This window comes from Brevibacterium sp. R8603A2, from assembly GCF_023072605.1.
GTDB lineage: Bacteria > Actinomycetota > Actinomycetes > Actinomycetales > Brevibacteriaceae > Brevibacterium > Brevibacterium pityocampae.
On the sequence record NZ_JALLGN010000006.1, the window covers coordinates 13,223 to 27,800 of the forward strand.

Consider the following 14,578-nt stretch of genomic DNA (forward strand, 5'->3'; position numbering starts at 1 on the left):
TCGCCTGCCCGCGGCTCCGAGCCCACGGCGCGGCACGCTGTTCTTCATGCGCAGCACGCAGCGCCAGGACGGGCCGCTCACTGCCCGAAGGTGAGCTCCCCGCTCTCGACGTCCACCGCGGTGAGCTCGAGTGCGATCCGGCTGCCCACCTCGGCCTCGCCTTCGACGAAGGCGACGACTGCGGGCTCGGGGAAGTGCACCTCGTAGCGCGGCGGGCGGTCCCGGTTGGCGTCGCGCTGGGACACGACGACGCCCTCGAAGGTCTCCCCCAACCGGTCGGCGAGCAGCACGGCCTCGGTGGCCTCGATGACGGCGTTCTCGGCCTTCCGCGAGCGCGATCCGGCCGTGCTCATGAGGTCCGGCAGCTCGGGCAGCGCGGCGAGCGCCCACTCGGGTGCCGCGATCCCCTGGGCGGCGGCCCAGGCGATCGGCAGGACGAACCGGTCGACGAGCCGGCGCAGGGGCGCGGTGGTGTGGGCGTAGGGTGCGCCGACCGCGGCCTGCACTGCGGTCTCGGGGTCCATGCCGGGTTCGATGACGGTGTAGCCGGCGCCGCGGAACAGCATGGGCGAGGCGTAGTGGACGGCGAGCGCGGCGGGGTCGGCGCCGGTGTGGTCGATCCATTCGAGGATCTCCTGGTAGGTGCCATCCGCCTCGAAGCCGAGCGATCGCACGACGGCGGTGAACTCCGCGACCGTCTCCTGATCCGGGCGGGGCAGGGTGCGGAGGATCCCCTGGCCGGCGGAGAGCATGAGGTCGGCGGCCACCCGGCCGGCGAGCAGGGAGATCTGCGCGTTGGCGTCCTCGATCTCCCGGCGCGGCCGGAACGCCAGCGTGTAGGTGTCCTCGTCGCTGCGGGCGACCTCCTGGTCGGGGATCGCGAGGTCGATGCCGCCGCGATCGTGCTGCTGGGCGAGCAGGGCGGCGCCGAGCGCGGGGAGGGCGGCCATGCTCGGGTGCAGCGGACGGCCGGCGTCGTGGTCGGCCTGGACGGTGTCGTAGTCGAGCTGCGCGACCGAGGCGATGACGGCCCGCACGAGGTCCTGGGCGACGACGGACCCGGATTCGGCGACGTCGACGACGAACACGTAGGCGGCCTTCGCAGCTCCCGGCAGGAGTGAGGCGGCATCTTCGGAGATCACCGGCGGGTGCAGTGGGATGCGGCGGTCGGGCAGGTAGTCGGTGAGGCCGCGGGCGCGGGTCTCCGCATCCAGCGCGCCGCCGGGCCGGATGAACCGGCCGACGTCGGCGATCGCGTAGCGCACCCGCCAGCGGGCGCCCTCGATGGGGCTGTCGCCGAGGTGCATCGCCTGGTCGAGGTCCGTCGCCCCGTCCGGGTCGATGGTGACGAAAGCGAGCTCGGTGAGGTCCTCCCGCTCACCGTCGATGCCGTCGTGACCGGCCGCAGTGGGGTCGGTGAGCTCGGCGACGGCGGCCTGCGCCTCGGCGAGGGCTTCCGGAGGGTACTCCTGCGGGAGGTCGGCGGCGATCCGGTCATACGCCTGCTCGAGTGCGGTCGTCGGGCGGGGCGCGCGCATCCGGTGGGAGATCATGACAGCACCCTACTGCCGGTCCCTACGTCCGGTGCACGAACAGCCGGGAGGGGCGGCCGCGGCGGCCGTCGGTCATCTCCCCGGTGGGTTGGAGCAGCGGTTCCATGCGGCGGCGGAAGGCGTCGCGCTGCAGCTCCTCGCCGAGGATCGCCTCGTGGAGCAGCTGGAGGTCGCGCAGCGTGAAGGAGCCGGGCAACAGCCGCCATGGGTCCGGGGTGTCGGCGTAGTCGGCGCGCACCCGGGCGAGCGCCTCGGCGACGACGCGCGGCTGGTCGTAGGGCAGGCTGATCGACCCGCCGGGGGCCGCCTCGACGGCGGGGACGAGGGTGATGCGGCCGGCGGCGATCCCGGCGCGGACCACCTCGGCCTCGACGACGTCGAGGTGGGCGACGGTGACGACCCAGCCGCGCTGGTCCCGGTCCGGGTCGTCGAACACCTTGAGCTGCTGGGGTTCACGCCCGGAGATCCCCGCTTTCTGCGCCTGGCTGCGCAGCACTGCGGCGGCGAGGCGCTCACGCTCGTGGACGAAGGTCCCGGGGAGCACGAGCCGGCCGTGCCGGTCGGTGACGAGCACGACGTGGAGGGCCCCCTCGGCCACGGAGAAGGTGGCGGTGTCGACGGCGAGGGACGGCCGCGGGAACGCGGTGAGATCCGATGTCATGGGGACGCAGGTGTCATGGGGCGCGAGGGTCGAGCCGGGGCTCAGTCGGCGCTGCGCCGGTGCGCGAGCGCCGGGTCGTCGCGGAAGGGCACGAGCAGCAGCGAGCACTGCGCGGCGTCGAGCACCTGGGAGCTCGTGCGTCCCAGCTGCACGCGCATGCTCGAGAACCGGCCGAGGCCGCGCTTGCCCATGACGAGCAGGTCCGCGCCGGCAGAGCATTCGGTGAGGACGTCGACGGGGTCGCCCTCGACGAACTCGGTGCGCACGCTCAGCCCGGGGACCTGCGAGCGCAGCCAGGCCATGTCGAGCTCGGTCTGGGCGCGCACCCGGGCGTCGTCGCGCAGCGGCGTGGTGACGACGACGATGGTGAGCTCCGCGCCGGTGCTAGCGGCGTAGGCGGCGGCGTCGAGCGCGGCGACACCGGCGTAGTCCGAGGTGTCCTGGCCGACGACGACCCCTCCCCCGCCGGTGACGTGGGCGTCGGCGGAGTCGAACTCACTGGCCTCGGTGTCGCGGTAGATGAGGACGGGGCACAGGGCGTGGCCGGGCAAGCCGGAGGAGATCGTGCCGATCCGCCCGCCGGTGCGCTGGTCGGAGCCGTGCTGGCCGATGACGACGAGGCCGGCGCGCTCGGACAGCGCGGCGAGCACCTCGGCGGGGTCGCCGGTCTCGAGCACGGTGTCGAACCGGGCGTCGGGCAGGAGTTCGCTCAGCTGCGCGGCGACGGAGTCGAGCGCCTGCTGGGCGGCGGCGCGGGCCTCATCGGAGGGGGCAGCGCCGGGTGCGCCCGGGGCGACGACGGAGACGAGGCGCACGCCGACGCCGTGGTGGCGGGCTTCCTTGAGGGCCCAGGCCGCGGCCTCGCGGCAGGCGCGGGATCCGTCGATGCCGACGATGATCTCGCCGTTGATCTGCATTGTTCCACCTCGCTTCCCGGTGCGCGGACCGGGAATGACCTCGCCGTACGTCTGTTCCCCCGATCCTAGAGAACAAAGCGGTCCGGTGGTAGTCGCAATGACCGCTGTGCGTCGGGGCGGCAGTGGGTGCGGGAACGGGCGAAGCCCCGTCACCGGGCGGTGATGGGGCTTCGGGTGCGAGCCTCCTGCCGGAATCGAACCGGCGACCTTCTTATTACGAGTAAGACGCTCTGCCGACTGAGCTAAGGAGGCAACCAGTACAGGGTAACCGGCGGCTCGGACCCGGTCAAAACCGCGGGTTGCCGGACCCCGGGCGGTAGAGTGGGATGGCGCCCCACCCCGAAAGGACCCAGCCGTCGTGGCCATTGATCTGCAGCGATTCACCCGTGAGTTCGAGGAGCTCATCGAGTGCGAATCGCCGTCCTCGGACCCGGCATCGCTCGTCCGCTCGGCGAACCTCCTCTCCCGGATCGGCACCGACCTGCTCGGTGTCGCCCCGCGCATCGTCACCGTAGAGGGCTGCCCGCACGTGCTGTGGCGGTTCGGCGAGGGCCCGCGCCGCGTGGTGCTCATCGGCCACCACGACACCGTGTGGCCGCTCGGCACGATCCGCCGCCTGCCGTTCTCCGACGTCGAGGGCATCATCCGCGGGCCCGGCGCCGACGACATGAAGGGCGGTGTGCTCGTCGCCCTCTACGCACTGGCCGCCCTGCAGGCGCGCGGCGCCACGCTCGAGGGCGTGAGCCTGCTCGTCACCGGCGACGAGGAGCTCGGCTCGCTCACCTCCCGCCCCCTCATCGAGGCCGAGGCGGAGGGCGCCCGCGCGGCACTCGTGTTCGAGAGCGGCGGCGGCGACGGGGCGGTGAAGATCGCCCGCAAGGGGGTCGCGATCTACGAGCTCGAGGTGCGCGGCCGCGCCGCGCATGCCGGCGTCGAGCCGGAGAAGGGCATCAACGCCACAACCGAGGTGGCCCACCAGGTGCTGCGGATCGCGCAGATGGGCGATGCGAAGGCCGGTACCACCGTGGTGCCGACGGTGCTCCACTCCGGGACGACGTCGAACACCGTGCCGGCGCTCGCGAAGGTCGGGATCGACTCCCGCGCCACGAACGTCACCGAGCAGCTCCGCGTCGACGCCGCACTCCGCTCGCTCACACCGGTCCACCCTAGCGCCCGCCTGCTGCTGCGCGGCGGCATCAACCGCGCCCCGCTCGAACCGCGCCAGTCGATGGGCCTCTACGGCCGTGCGCAGCGGATCGCCGGCCGGCTCGGCCACCCGCCGCTGCGGTCGATCGCAGTGGGCGGCGGCTCCGACGGGAACTTCACCGCCGGGATCGGCGTGCCCACCCTCGACGGCCTCGGCACCGTGGGCGGCGGCTCCCACGCGGATAGCGAGCACGCCGTCAAGGCGTGGATCCCACGGCGGGTCGAGCTCGTCCGCGACCTCGTCGGTGAGCTCATCCTCGACTGAACCGGTGTGGGGCGAGTGCCGGCCGGCCCGTTCCGGCGCCCGCGTGCGTTCAGTCCGCGGTGAGCCAGGGGTTCGACAGCCCGATGAAGGCGGCCTCGACGATGAGCAGCGGGGTCATGTTCGTGCTCAGCCGGGTCCGGGCCTGCCCGATGACGTCGATCCGGCGCAGGGTGCTCAGCGCGTCCGAGGCAGTTGCCTGCTCCCGGATCCGCTCCTCATCACCGCGGTTGATCCAGCCCTCGGTGAGTCCGAGCTGGCACAGCAGCACGTCGCGGTAGAGCGAGAGCAGCTCGAGGAGCATCGCGTCGATCTCGTCGTTGCGCGCCCGGGTGGAGCGTCGCTTCTGCTCCTCCTCGAGCCGTTTGACCTGTCCGCGCACCGCGGGCGGCACGGCCTTGCCCGGTTCCACCCCGAGTGTCTCGAGGAGGGCGGCGCGCTCGTGTGCGTCGCGTTCGGCGGAGCGCTCCTTGGCGCTCTCGGTCGCCTCTTCGACGATCCGTCCGGCCATGCGCACGGTGGAGCCGAGCGAGGTGAGCGTCTGCGGGATGTCGAGGATCCGGGCCCGCCGGGTGCGGGCGTCGTCGTTCGTCGCGAGGTGCTTGGCCCGCCCGATGTGGTTCTGCGCGGCGGCTGCCGCCCACAGTGCGGTCTCGGAGTCGACGCCGTCGCGGGTCTGCAGGAGTTCGGCGATCGCCTCGGTGGGCGGGATGCGCAGAGTGACGCTGCGGCAGCGCGAGCGGATGGTGGTCAGCACGTCCTGCGGGCTCGGCGCGCAGAGGATCCACACCGTGGCCGGCGGGGGCTCCTCGATCGCTTTGAGGAGGACGTTCGAGGTGCGTTCGGCCATCCGGTCCGCGTCCTCGATGATCATTACCCGCCACGGGGCGTTCACCGGGGCGCTCTGCGCCTGGGACACGAGTTCGCGGACTTCGTCGATGGTGATGAGGGACTTCTGGGTGGCCATGATCGTCATCGACTCGTGCGTCCCGGCGAGTGCCCGCTGCGCGGCGGGGCTGCGGGATTCGCCGCGGTCCGGGCTCAGCAGCGCGGCGGCGAAGGCGCGCGCGGCGTTCGAGCGGCCGGAGCCGGGCGGGCCGGTGATGAGCCAGGCGTGCGTCATCGCCGCCGAGGCGCCGCCGGTGTCGGTGGCCCGGGCGGCCTGCCGGAGCTGCTCGATCGCGGTGTCCTGGCCGACGAGCTCGTCCCAGACGCTCACCGGGAGCCGCCGTTCGGGTCGTGCCCGCCGCGGTCGCGCGGCTGCTCCCGGCCGGAGCGGCGGAGGCGGGACTGGCGGAGCCGTTCGCGGGCCTGCCGCTCGAGCTCCGCCTGTGCGACGAGCCGGTCGCGGCTCACACGCTGGTGGAAGTGCGGCAGCGGCATCTCCCGGGCGTTCTCAGCCTCCGGATCGGCGGCAGCGTCCCCGCCGGTTCCCGCGGCCGGACCGGTTCCCGCAGCCGGGTCGGTTCCCGCAGCCGGGTCGACGACCGGCATCCGAGCGGTCTCGCTCGCCGCGGGGCCCGCGGGCTGCCGGGGCACTGCGTGCGAGTTCGGCTCCGGCGCCCGGGATCCCAGCGGCGGCTGGGAGCCGGGTGCCGAACGGTTCGCGTGGCGGGCCGGGAGCACGGTCGTGGGATCGTCCTCACCGAACCCCGTGCCGCCGGGGACCGCCGGCGGTAGGACCGTGGTGGGGTCGTCCTCACCGGGAACCCCGCGGCCGGGGGCCGAGGCGGGCAGCACCGTGGTCTCCGCTTCGGACGGGTCGCTGCCGGCAGTGGCGCTGCCCGCCGGTGGGGCGCCGAGCACGGTGGTCTCCGCCTCGTCCGAGGCAGGCGCAGGCACCGGCGACGCCGATGCCGATGGGCCGGACTGGGCTGCGTTACCGGCCTGCTCGGCTGCGTTACCGGGCTGTTGGGCTGTGCTGCCGGGATGCTGGGTTGCACTGCCGTGCCGCTGCCCTGCGGTGCCGGGAAGTGAGGTGTCGGAAGGTGCAGTGCCGCGGGGCGCTGTGCCGGGAGCTCCAGTGCCGCGGGGTGCGGTGTCACCAGGGGCGGCTAGTCCTCCGGCGTGCGGGTGGTTCTGCGACCGGTGGTCGCCGCGGGAGGACATGTGCGCGTCGACAGCGGCGGCGATGTCCGCGGCGACGGCGGCAGGTTCCCGGTTCGCGTCGATGACGGCGTAGCGGGAGGGTTCGCGGGAGGCGAGTACCAGGAACGCCTCCTGCACCCGGCGGCGGAAGGCGAGGTCCTCGCGGTCGAGGTGGTTCTCCTCGCCGCGGGCGGCGGTGCGCTGCGCGGCGGTCTCCGGGTCGATGTCGAGGACGAGCGTGAGGTGCGGCACCAGGCCTTCGGTGGCCCAGCGCGACAGCCCGGCGATGTCCTCGGTGGAGAGCTCGCGGCCCGCCGACTGGTAGCCGAGCGAGGAGTCGATGTAGCGGTCGGTGATGACGGTCTCACCGCGCTCGAGCGCCGGGCCGATGAGCGAGGCGACGTGGTGGGCGCGGTCGGCGGCGAACAGCAGCGCCTCGCTGCGCGGCGCCACCCCGGAGCCGCCGAGCACGACCTCGCGGATGGCGCGCCCCGCGTCGGTGCCGCCGGGTTCCCGGGTGAGGACGACCGGGCCGATGCCGCGGGCGCGCAGGTGCTCGTCGAGGAGCTGGATCTGGGTGGTCTTCCCCGAGCCGTCCCCGCCCTCGACGGCGATGAAGAATCCCGGCCCGGTGACGTGCTCGGTGGCGTGGGCTGCGAGTTCCGAGGCGGCGGGCACCTCGGCCCGTTCAGCGCCGACCGCGGGGGTGCGGAAGGCGTGGACGAGGTCCACGCCGAGTCCCTGGATGCCGTGCGGGGAGAAGGTGAAGAGCGCGATGATGCCGCCGACGAGCGCCACCAGCCCGACCACGGAGTAGGCCACGGTGGTGGCGCTGATGCTCCAGGAGGCGTTCTCGCTGAGCGCGACGACGGTGTCGAGGTCGAGCATGGTGAGCAGGAGCGCTGCGACCACGCCGGCGCCGACCCCGATGCTGCGGGAGAAGTCGTACCGCTGGGCGCGGACGCCCACGCCGACGGCGAAGGTGACGATCGCGGTGAGGACGGCCTTGCCGGACAGCTCCTCGATGATCCCGAGCGCCAGGGTGAGCACTCCGGCGGTGAGCAGTGCCAGGGAGGTCAGGCGGGGGCGCGACATGCCGGGGGCGAAGGTCGGACCGGCCTCGTAGCCGACCGCCCAGCCGAGGAACGCGGCGCACACGATGACGGCGAATCCGGCCTGCCCGAACCGGTGGTCCGCCACTGCGGGCTGCGCGAGGGCGAGGACGGCACCGAGCACGCCGAAGAGCAGGTAGCACGCCCACGGCCGGGCGATCGGGGTGGGACCGCGCAGCGCCTGGCCGGCCGGCCCGGCGGGGAACGCCCCGGTGACCGGGTCTCCGGCACCGGCGGGTGCGCGCATGGCGAGGGCGGAGGACACGAAGAGCAGCACCGCGCCGATGAGCAGGTACCAGCGCACGCCGCTGATGCCGGCCTGGGTGCCGCCGACGATCTGGAAGGCGTAGGTGGTGAGCAGGAGCAGGACCGCGGCGACCCCGGCGGTGCGCCAGGGCTTGCGGTGCAGGTGCGGGGCCTGGAGGACGAGGAGCGCGGTGGTGATCCCGAGGAACAGCGCGGTGATCCAGATGAGCCAGACGACCGGGAAGAAGAACACGCACACCGATGCCACGGCGGTCGCGGCCGCCCCGCCGGCAAGCAGACCACGGCCGGCCGGTGTGCTCAGCCTGCTGAACACCGAGTGCGGGACGAACACCCCGGCGGCGACGAGCACGAACACGACGAGCAGGGCGCCGGCGGCCTGCGGCAGGGAGAAGGAGGTGTCCGCGAAGGACTCCGCGATCCGGTGCGCGGCGCCCGGGTCGAGCACCCGCCGGACCCCGTGGAGACCGGCGATCCCGAAGGCGAGCGCGGTGAGAGCGAACATCACCATCCACCCGGTGACCTCCACGGCGACCGGGCCGAGGGAGGCCGGGGGCGCTGCGGAATCCGGCCGGGAGGCAGAGCGGTGATCCGTAGTATTCACGCCATCCACTCTACGACCCGGCACGGACACGGCGTCACAGCCGACTGTCGGATTCGCGCCTATCCTGGACGGGTGCCGATCACGCTCACCGCCCTCAACGACGTCTCCCCCGACCCGACCATCGCGCTCGCACAGGCGCGCGCGCTCCTCGACGAGGTCAAGGCCGGCCGCCGGGCAGGTGTGCTGCGCATCTACCGTCCGGAGCCCACGGCTGCGTTCGGCGCCCGCGACCGGTTCCTCCCCGGCTTCCCCGTTGCGGTGGCCGCCGCCCGCGACCACGGGTTCACCCCGGTATTGCGCTCACTGGGCGGTCGGGTGGCCGTCTACCACCGCGACAGCCTCGTCATCGACCACCTCGAGCCCGCCGCCGGTCTGCTGTCCGGCACGCAGGAGCGGTTCACCGGGTTCGGCGACTGGTACACCGCGATCCTCCGGGGTCTGGGCGTCGATGCGCGGCTCGGCGAGATCCCCGGCGAGTATTGCCCGGGCGAGCACAGCGTCAACGTCGCCGGTCGGATCAAGGCGATCGGCACCGCCCAGCGGGTGACCCACAGCGGCTGGCTGTTCTCGTCCTCCGTCGTCGTCGCCGACCCGGATCCGATCCGCGCGGTGCTCACCGACATCCAGTCAGCACTCGGCGTCGACTGGGATCCGGCCACCGGCGGGGCGATCAGCGAGGTGCACCCGGACGTCACCGCCGATGCCGTCGAGGCCGCATTCCGCACCGCGTATTCCGAGCGGTTCACCGTGGAGCCGGGCACCCTCACCGCGGCCGAGGCGAGCGCCGCCGAGGGGTACGTCGAGCAGCACCGGCTCTGACTCACGCGGGCCGGTCACGCGGCAGGAGAACGCGAACTGCGCGGTATCCGAAACCGGACGCGCAATTGCGCGCTCGGTTCGGGATACCGCGCAGTTCGGATCAGGCGGTGGTCGGCTTGCCGGTCGACTTCGTCGCCGTGGCCTTCTTCGCAGTCGTCTTCTTCGCCGCGGTGGTCCGCGCCGTCGTCGACTTGGCCGCCGGCTTCTTCGCAGCCGTGGTCTTCGAGCCTGCCGTCTTCGACGCCGTGCTCTTGGCCGTCGTCGACTTCTTCGCGGCAGGCTTCTTGGCGGCGGTCTTCTTGGCCGGGGCCTTCTTCGCGGTCGTCTTCTTCTTCGCCGGACCCTTGGCCCGCTTCTCCGCGAGGAGCTCGAAGGCGCGCGCCGGGGTGATGCCTTCTACGGAGTCGTCCTTGCGCAGGGTCGCGTTCGTGTCCCCGTCGGTGACGTAGGGCCCGAACCGCCCGTCCTTGACGACGACCGGCTTCTTCGACTCCGGGTCCTCGCCGAGCTCCTTGAGCGGGGGTGCGGCGGCGCGGCGGCCGCGCTGCTTGGGCTGGGAGTAGATCTCGAGCGCCTCGTCGAGGGTGATCGAGAAGATCTGCTCCTCCTCGGTGAGCGAGCGCGAATCGGTGCCCTTCTTGAGGTAGGGCCCGTAGCGGCCGTTCTGCGCGGTGATGACCGTCCCCTCGGCGTCGGTCCCGACCTCGCGCGGCAGGCTCAGCAGCTTGAGCGCCTGCTCGAGGTCGACGGTCGCGAGGTCCATGGACTTGAAGAGGGAGCCCGTGCGCGGCTTGACCTTCTTGCGGCCCTTCGTCTCCTCGGCCTCGGGCAGCACCTCGGTGACGTAGGGGCCGAACCGACCGGACTTCGCGACGATCGTGTGCCCGGTCTCCGGATCGGTGCCGAGCTCGCGGTCCCCGTCGCCGTGGCTGACGATGAGTTCGCGGGCCTTCTCCGCGGTGAGCTCGTCGGGGGCGAGGTCCTCCGGCACCGACACGCGCTTGGGATCCTCGCCGTCCTGCGCCACCTCGAGGTAGGGGCCGTAGCGGCCCACCCGCAGGTCGATGCCCTCGGCGATCTCGATCGTGTTGATCTCGCGGGCGTCGATGTCGCCGAGGTCGTCGACGGTCGGCTTGAGACCGGGATGGTCCTCGGTCCGGTCGCCGAAGTAGAACGCGGTCAGCCAGTCGTTGCGGTCCTCCTCGCCGGAGGCGATCCGGTCGAGGTCGGACTCCATGCCGGCGGTGAACTGGTAGTCGATGAGCCCGCGGAAGTGGAGCTCGAGGAGCCGCACGACGGAGAACGCGACCCAGGTGGGGACGAGCGCGTTGCCGCGGGTGCGGACGTAGCCGCGGTCCTGGATCGTGGAGATGATCGCGGCATAGGTCGAGGGGCGCCCGATCCCGAGCTCCTCCATCGTCTTGACCAGGCTCGCCTCGGTGTAGCGCGGCGGCGGAGCGGTGGTGTGGCCGGCGGCCTCGGCGCGATCGACGGTGAGCTGCTGGCCCTCGGACACCTCGGGCAGGCGCGATTCGCCGGCCCCGGTGTCGTAGCGGTCGACGTCCTTGCCCTCCTCGTAGGCGGCGAGGAACCCGCGGAAGGTGATGACCGTGCCCGAGGCGGTGAAGCCCGCCGTCTTGTCCTCACCGAGGTCGGCGGTGATCCGCATCGTGGCCGTCTTGCCCTTGGCATCGGCCATCTGGGAGGCGACGGTGCGCTTCCAGATGAGGTCGTAGAGGCGGAACTCGTCGCCGGAGAGCTTCCCGGACACCTGGGCGGGCGTACGGAAGGAGTCGCCGGCGGGTCGGATCGCCTCGTGCGCCTCCTGCGCTGACTTCTGCTTGCCGGAGTACATGCGCGGCGTGTCCGGCACGTATTCGGGACCGTACAGCTCCGCGACCTGACGGCGGGCGGCGGAGACCGCCTGGCCCGACAGCGCCGAGGAGTCGGTGCGCATGTAGGTGATGTAGCCGTTCTCGTAGAGCGACTGGGCCACGCGCATCGCCTGGCGGGAGGACAGGCGCAGCTTGCGGCCGGCCTCCTGCTGCAGGGTCGAGGTGGTGAAGGGGGCGGCGGGTCGGCGGGAGTAGGGCTTGGTCTCCAGCGCGGAGACGGTGAGCCGGTCCTTGGCCGTGGTGTTGAGGGTGTTTGCGAGCGCGGTCGCCGTCTCCTCGTCGAGCACGACGACGTCGCTCTTGCCCTTGAGCTTGCCGGCGTCGTCGAAGTCGCGGCCGCTGGCGACCTTGGTGCCGTGGTAGGTGGCGAGACGGGCGGAGAAGGCATTGCCCTTGCCCGGCACCGCGAGGTCGATGTCGAGGTCCCAGTAGTCGGCGGACACGAACGCCATGCGCTCGCGCTCGCGCTCGACGACGAGGCGGGTCGCCACGGACTGCACGCGGCCGGCGGACAGGCCGCGGTTGACCTTGCGCCACAGCACCGGGGAGACCTCGTAGCCGTAGAGGCGGTCGAGGATGCGGCGGGTCTCCTGCGCGTCGACGAGCGAGGTGTCGAGCTCGCGGGTGTTCTCGAGCGCCCGGGCGATCGCCTCGGGGGTGATCTCATGGAACACCATGCGCTTGACCGGGATCTTGGGCTTGAGGACCTCGAGGAGGTGCCAGGCGATCGCCTCGCCCTCCCGGTCCTCATCGGTGGCGAGGAAGAGTTCGTCGGCGTCCTTGAGGAGGGCCTTGAGCTCGGAGACCTTCTTCTTCTTGCCCGGGTCCACGCGGTAGTAGGGGGCGAAGCCGTTGTCGACGTCGACGGCGAACCTGCCGTAGGGCCCCTTCTTCATGTCGGCGGGCAGCTCGGAGGGCTGCGGGAGGTCGCGGATGTGGCCCACGGAGGCTTCGACGTCGTAGCCGTCACCCAGGTATCCCACGATCGTGCGGGCCTTGGTCGGCGACTCGACGATGACGAGTCGGCGCGGCTGCGAGGTGGAGGATGCCACTGCGGTCCTTTCATGGGCGACTGTCGCCGACGCGTCCGTCGGGCAGTCCCGCGGTTGCTGGTGAGAAACTCTGAGAAATGTAGCACTTGCCTCTTCTACCGTCTCACATGTCGATGTGCAGGGTCCGGGCGGGAGGCGGAGCGGGGTAGTGGCGTCGGTGCTGCAGCCAATCCCCGTCGGCGCGCGGGTCAAGAATCGCTTTCCGAGCTTTAAGGCCAGAGCAGATGATGCGGGCGCTCCAGCAAGCAGAATAACGCAGGCCACGAACCCGACCGGCAGTGCGAGTATCGAACCTCTTGCACGAGCCGTCGAACATCATCCATCAGCTTTCACCGGCCGGCCCGACCCTCACACCTGCGGGTAGACGACTCCGGCGGGCACGAGCGTGCGGACCTGGCCGATGAGCTGGGCGCGCAGCGCGGACTCCTCGACCTCGAGCAGGCCGGACAGCGCGGCGGCCACCGCGCCGAGGGTGAGCGAGCCGTCGGCCACGCCGAGGAACCCGGACAGCGCAGCGTCCGAGGAGAAGGTCCGTGCGAAGCCGGTGCCCTGCTCGATCGTGATCATCGTCGGCGCCTCCTGGCCCGGCATGAAATGCCGGTGCTCGGTGACGTCCCCGGAGCGGACGAACGCGGTCTCCGCGAGCTCGGCGTCGTCGGCCGCGGCGAGCCATTCGAGCATCGCCAGGCGGGTGTCGAGGTGTGCGGCGATACCAGCGGCGTTCGCGCCGAGTGGCTGATCGAGCTCCTCGAAATGCCGCACTGCGGCGGCGCTGCCCGGGGTTCCGGCGGCGCTGTTCTCGGCACCGGCGCCCGCTTCTGCCCCGGCACCGGATGCCGTCGCGTCGAGCCCGGAGGCCTCGTCGGGGAGGCGGTGCATGCGCACCCACCCGAACCCGATCCGATCGACGGACCGGGAGGCGAGATCGGTGAGCCACGCCTCGGTGTCGGCGGCCCAGCGCTGGGTGGCGCGGGCGACTCCCCCGTCGCGGATCCACGTCTCCGCGTAGGCCACCGGGTCGAGCCGCTCGCGTTCGATGACCATGATCGAGGTCTGCGCGTCGCCCACCCAGCCGGTGGGGTCGACGGTGTCCGGCCCGTACTCCCAGTTGCCGAGGAACACCGCGTGCCCGTCGGGACGCAGGTGGCCGGGCGTCTGGGCGAGGAGGGTGCGCATGATCCCGTCGCCCTCCATCCCGCCGTCGCGGTACTCGAGCTGGCCGTCGCGGCCCTGCGGGGTGATGACGAACGGCGGGTTGGACACGATGAGGTCGAAGGACTCCGGCACCGGGTCGAACAGGGAGCCGAGCCGGAACTCGATGCTCTCCTCAACCCCGTTGAGCTGCGCGGTGAGCGCCGCGAGGTGGAGGGCGCGGATCGAGAAGTCGGTGGCGACGACGCGGTCGGCGTGGCGGGCCAGGAGGATCGCCTGGATCCCGCAGCCGGTGCCGAGGTCGAGCGCGGAGTGCACACGGTGGCGCGGCGTGATCTCCGCGAGCGTCCGGCCGGCCCCGCCGAGTCCGAGCACGAAGTCGTCGGACACCGGTTCGGACTGGGTGAGCGTGCCGTGGTCGGAGACCAGCCACACCGTCTCATCGCCGGGGCGCTGCCCCCGCGGCACCCCGGTGGGCACCGCGTAGGGGGTGAGTGCCAGGCGCGACATGAGCCGCGGCGGCGAGGCCGCCGGGCGGGCGGCGGACGGGGCCGGGTCGTCCTGCGCCGCAGGGACCGAGCTCGAATCACTCCGAGCAGCGGCGCCCGCCCCCGCAGCACCCGGCGCTGCAGCACGGACCAGGGGAAGCCCGGCACCGAGCGCAGGGGCCGTGCCGGCGATCTGTACGAACAGTCCGGATTCGGTGAGGGCATCGCAGAGCTCCTCGCCGAGCGCGGCCCTCACCGCGGTGACCGGCTGCGGCACGCGGAGCACGAAGAGCCCGGCCAGCACGGCCTGCGGCTCGCTCCTCCCGCGGAGGCGGAGCCGGGCCGGGGTCGCGTTGTTGCGCTGCAGCGCGGCGTCGGCGTCGACGCCCCACAGTGCCCGCAGACCGGCCGGGGTGAATTGGGCGGCGCGGAGCCGCTCGGCGAGGGCACGGAGGCAGGCGACGTCGGGCTGGGGCAGCGGCGCGGAGGCAGGCGAGGGAGTCAC

The 14,578-nt window shown here is 72.5% G+C and carries 9 protein-coding genes and 1 tRNA gene; 2 read left to right on the forward strand and 8 right to left on the reverse strand.

The window, feature by feature from the left end; all coding sequences use genetic code 11:
- Nucleotides 1-77: 77 nt before the first annotated feature.
- The 4 genes from MTQ12_RS07190 to MTQ12_RS07205 all read right to left on the reverse strand — a co-directional run bounded on the left by MTQ12_RS07190 (nt 78) and on the right by MTQ12_RS07205 (nt 3,383).
- Nucleotides 78-1,553 (reverse strand): RNB domain-containing ribonuclease, encoded by a 1,476-nt coding sequence (locus MTQ12_RS07190; RefSeq protein ID WP_247425460.1) that lies wholly within the window; start codon nt 1,551-1,553, stop codon nt 78-80.
- Nucleotides 1,554-1,575: 22 nt separating this feature from the next.
- Complete coding sequence (locus tag MTQ12_RS07195) at nt 1,576-2,214, reverse strand: NUDIX hydrolase (protein WP_137318089.1); 639 nt, start codon at nt 2,212-2,214, stop codon at nt 1,576-1,578.
- Nucleotides 2,215-2,255: 41 nt separating this feature from the next.
- The gene (locus MTQ12_RS07200; RefSeq protein WP_247425462.1) at nt 2,256-3,131 is read right to left on the reverse strand and encodes a universal stress protein; all 876 of its coding nucleotides are present in this window, start codon (nt 3,129-3,131) and stop codon (nt 2,256-2,258) included.
- 179 nt (nt 3,132-3,310) lie between these two features.
- Nucleotides 3,311-3,383: transfer RNA gene (locus MTQ12_RS07205), tRNA-Thr, on the reverse strand.
- 106 nt (nt 3,384-3,489) lie between these two features.
- On the opposite strand from MTQ12_RS07205, the gene MTQ12_RS07210 reads away from it, so the two are divergent.
- Nucleotides 3,490-4,602: a M20/M25/M40 family metallo-hydrolase gene (locus tag MTQ12_RS07210; RefSeq protein WP_247425464.1), complete on the forward strand. Its 1,113-nt coding sequence runs from the start codon at nt 3,490-3,492 to the stop codon at nt 4,600-4,602.
- Nucleotides 4,603-4,651: 49 nt separating this feature from the next.
- On the opposite strand, the gene MTQ12_RS07215 is transcribed toward MTQ12_RS07210, so the two are convergent.
- Together MTQ12_RS07215 and tmk are read right to left on the reverse strand one after the other, a co-directional pair.
- Nucleotides 4,652-5,818 carry a DNA polymerase III subunit delta' gene (locus tag MTQ12_RS07215; RefSeq protein WP_247425466.1) on the reverse strand — a complete coding sequence of 389 codons (1,167 nt, stop codon included), beginning with the start codon at nt 5,816-5,818 and terminating at the stop codon, nt 4,652-4,654.
- Nucleotides 5,815-8,667: a dTMP kinase gene (gene tmk / locus MTQ12_RS15180; protein ID WP_247425468.1), complete on the reverse strand. Its 2,853-nt coding sequence runs from the start codon at nt 8,665-8,667 to the stop codon at nt 5,815-5,817. The genes MTQ12_RS07215 and tmk overlap by 4 nt, the downstream gene beginning before the upstream one ends.
- A 72-nt stretch (nt 8,668-8,739) precedes the next feature.
- Between tmk and MTQ12_RS07225 the strand changes: the two genes are divergently transcribed.
- Nucleotides 8,740-9,486 (forward strand): lipoate--protein ligase family protein, encoded by a 747-nt coding sequence (locus tag MTQ12_RS07225; RefSeq protein ID WP_247425470.1) that lies wholly within the window; start codon nt 8,740-8,742, stop codon nt 9,484-9,486.
- A 100-nt stretch (nt 9,487-9,586) separates the two neighbouring features.
- On the opposite strand, the gene topA is transcribed toward MTQ12_RS07225, so the two are convergent.
- Both topA and MTQ12_RS07235 read right to left on the reverse strand, forming a co-directional pair.
- The gene (topA, locus tag MTQ12_RS07230) at nt 9,587-12,433 is read right to left on the reverse strand and encodes a type I DNA topoisomerase (protein ID WP_247425472.1); all 2,847 of its coding nucleotides are present in this window, start codon (nt 12,431-12,433) and stop codon (nt 9,587-9,589) included.
- Nucleotides 12,434-12,781: 348 nt separating this feature from the next.
- The gene (locus tag MTQ12_RS07235; RefSeq protein WP_247425474.1) at nt 12,782-14,578 is read right to left on the reverse strand and encodes a class I SAM-dependent methyltransferase; all 1,797 of its coding nucleotides are present in this window, start codon (nt 14,576-14,578) and stop codon (nt 12,782-12,784) included.

Coding starts and splice junctions, on each gene's coding strand:
- MTQ12_RS07190 (WP_247425460.1), bottom strand. CDS start 1,553: ATGATCTCCCACCGGATGCGCGCGCCCCGCCCGACGACCGCACTCGAG.
- MTQ12_RS07195 (WP_137318089.1), bottom strand. CDS start 2,214: ATGACATCGGATCTCACCGCGTTCCCGCGGCCGTCCCTCGCCGTCGAC.
- MTQ12_RS07200 (WP_247425462.1), bottom strand. CDS start 3,131: ATGCAGATCAACGGCGAGATCATCGTCGGCATCGACGGATCCCGCGCC.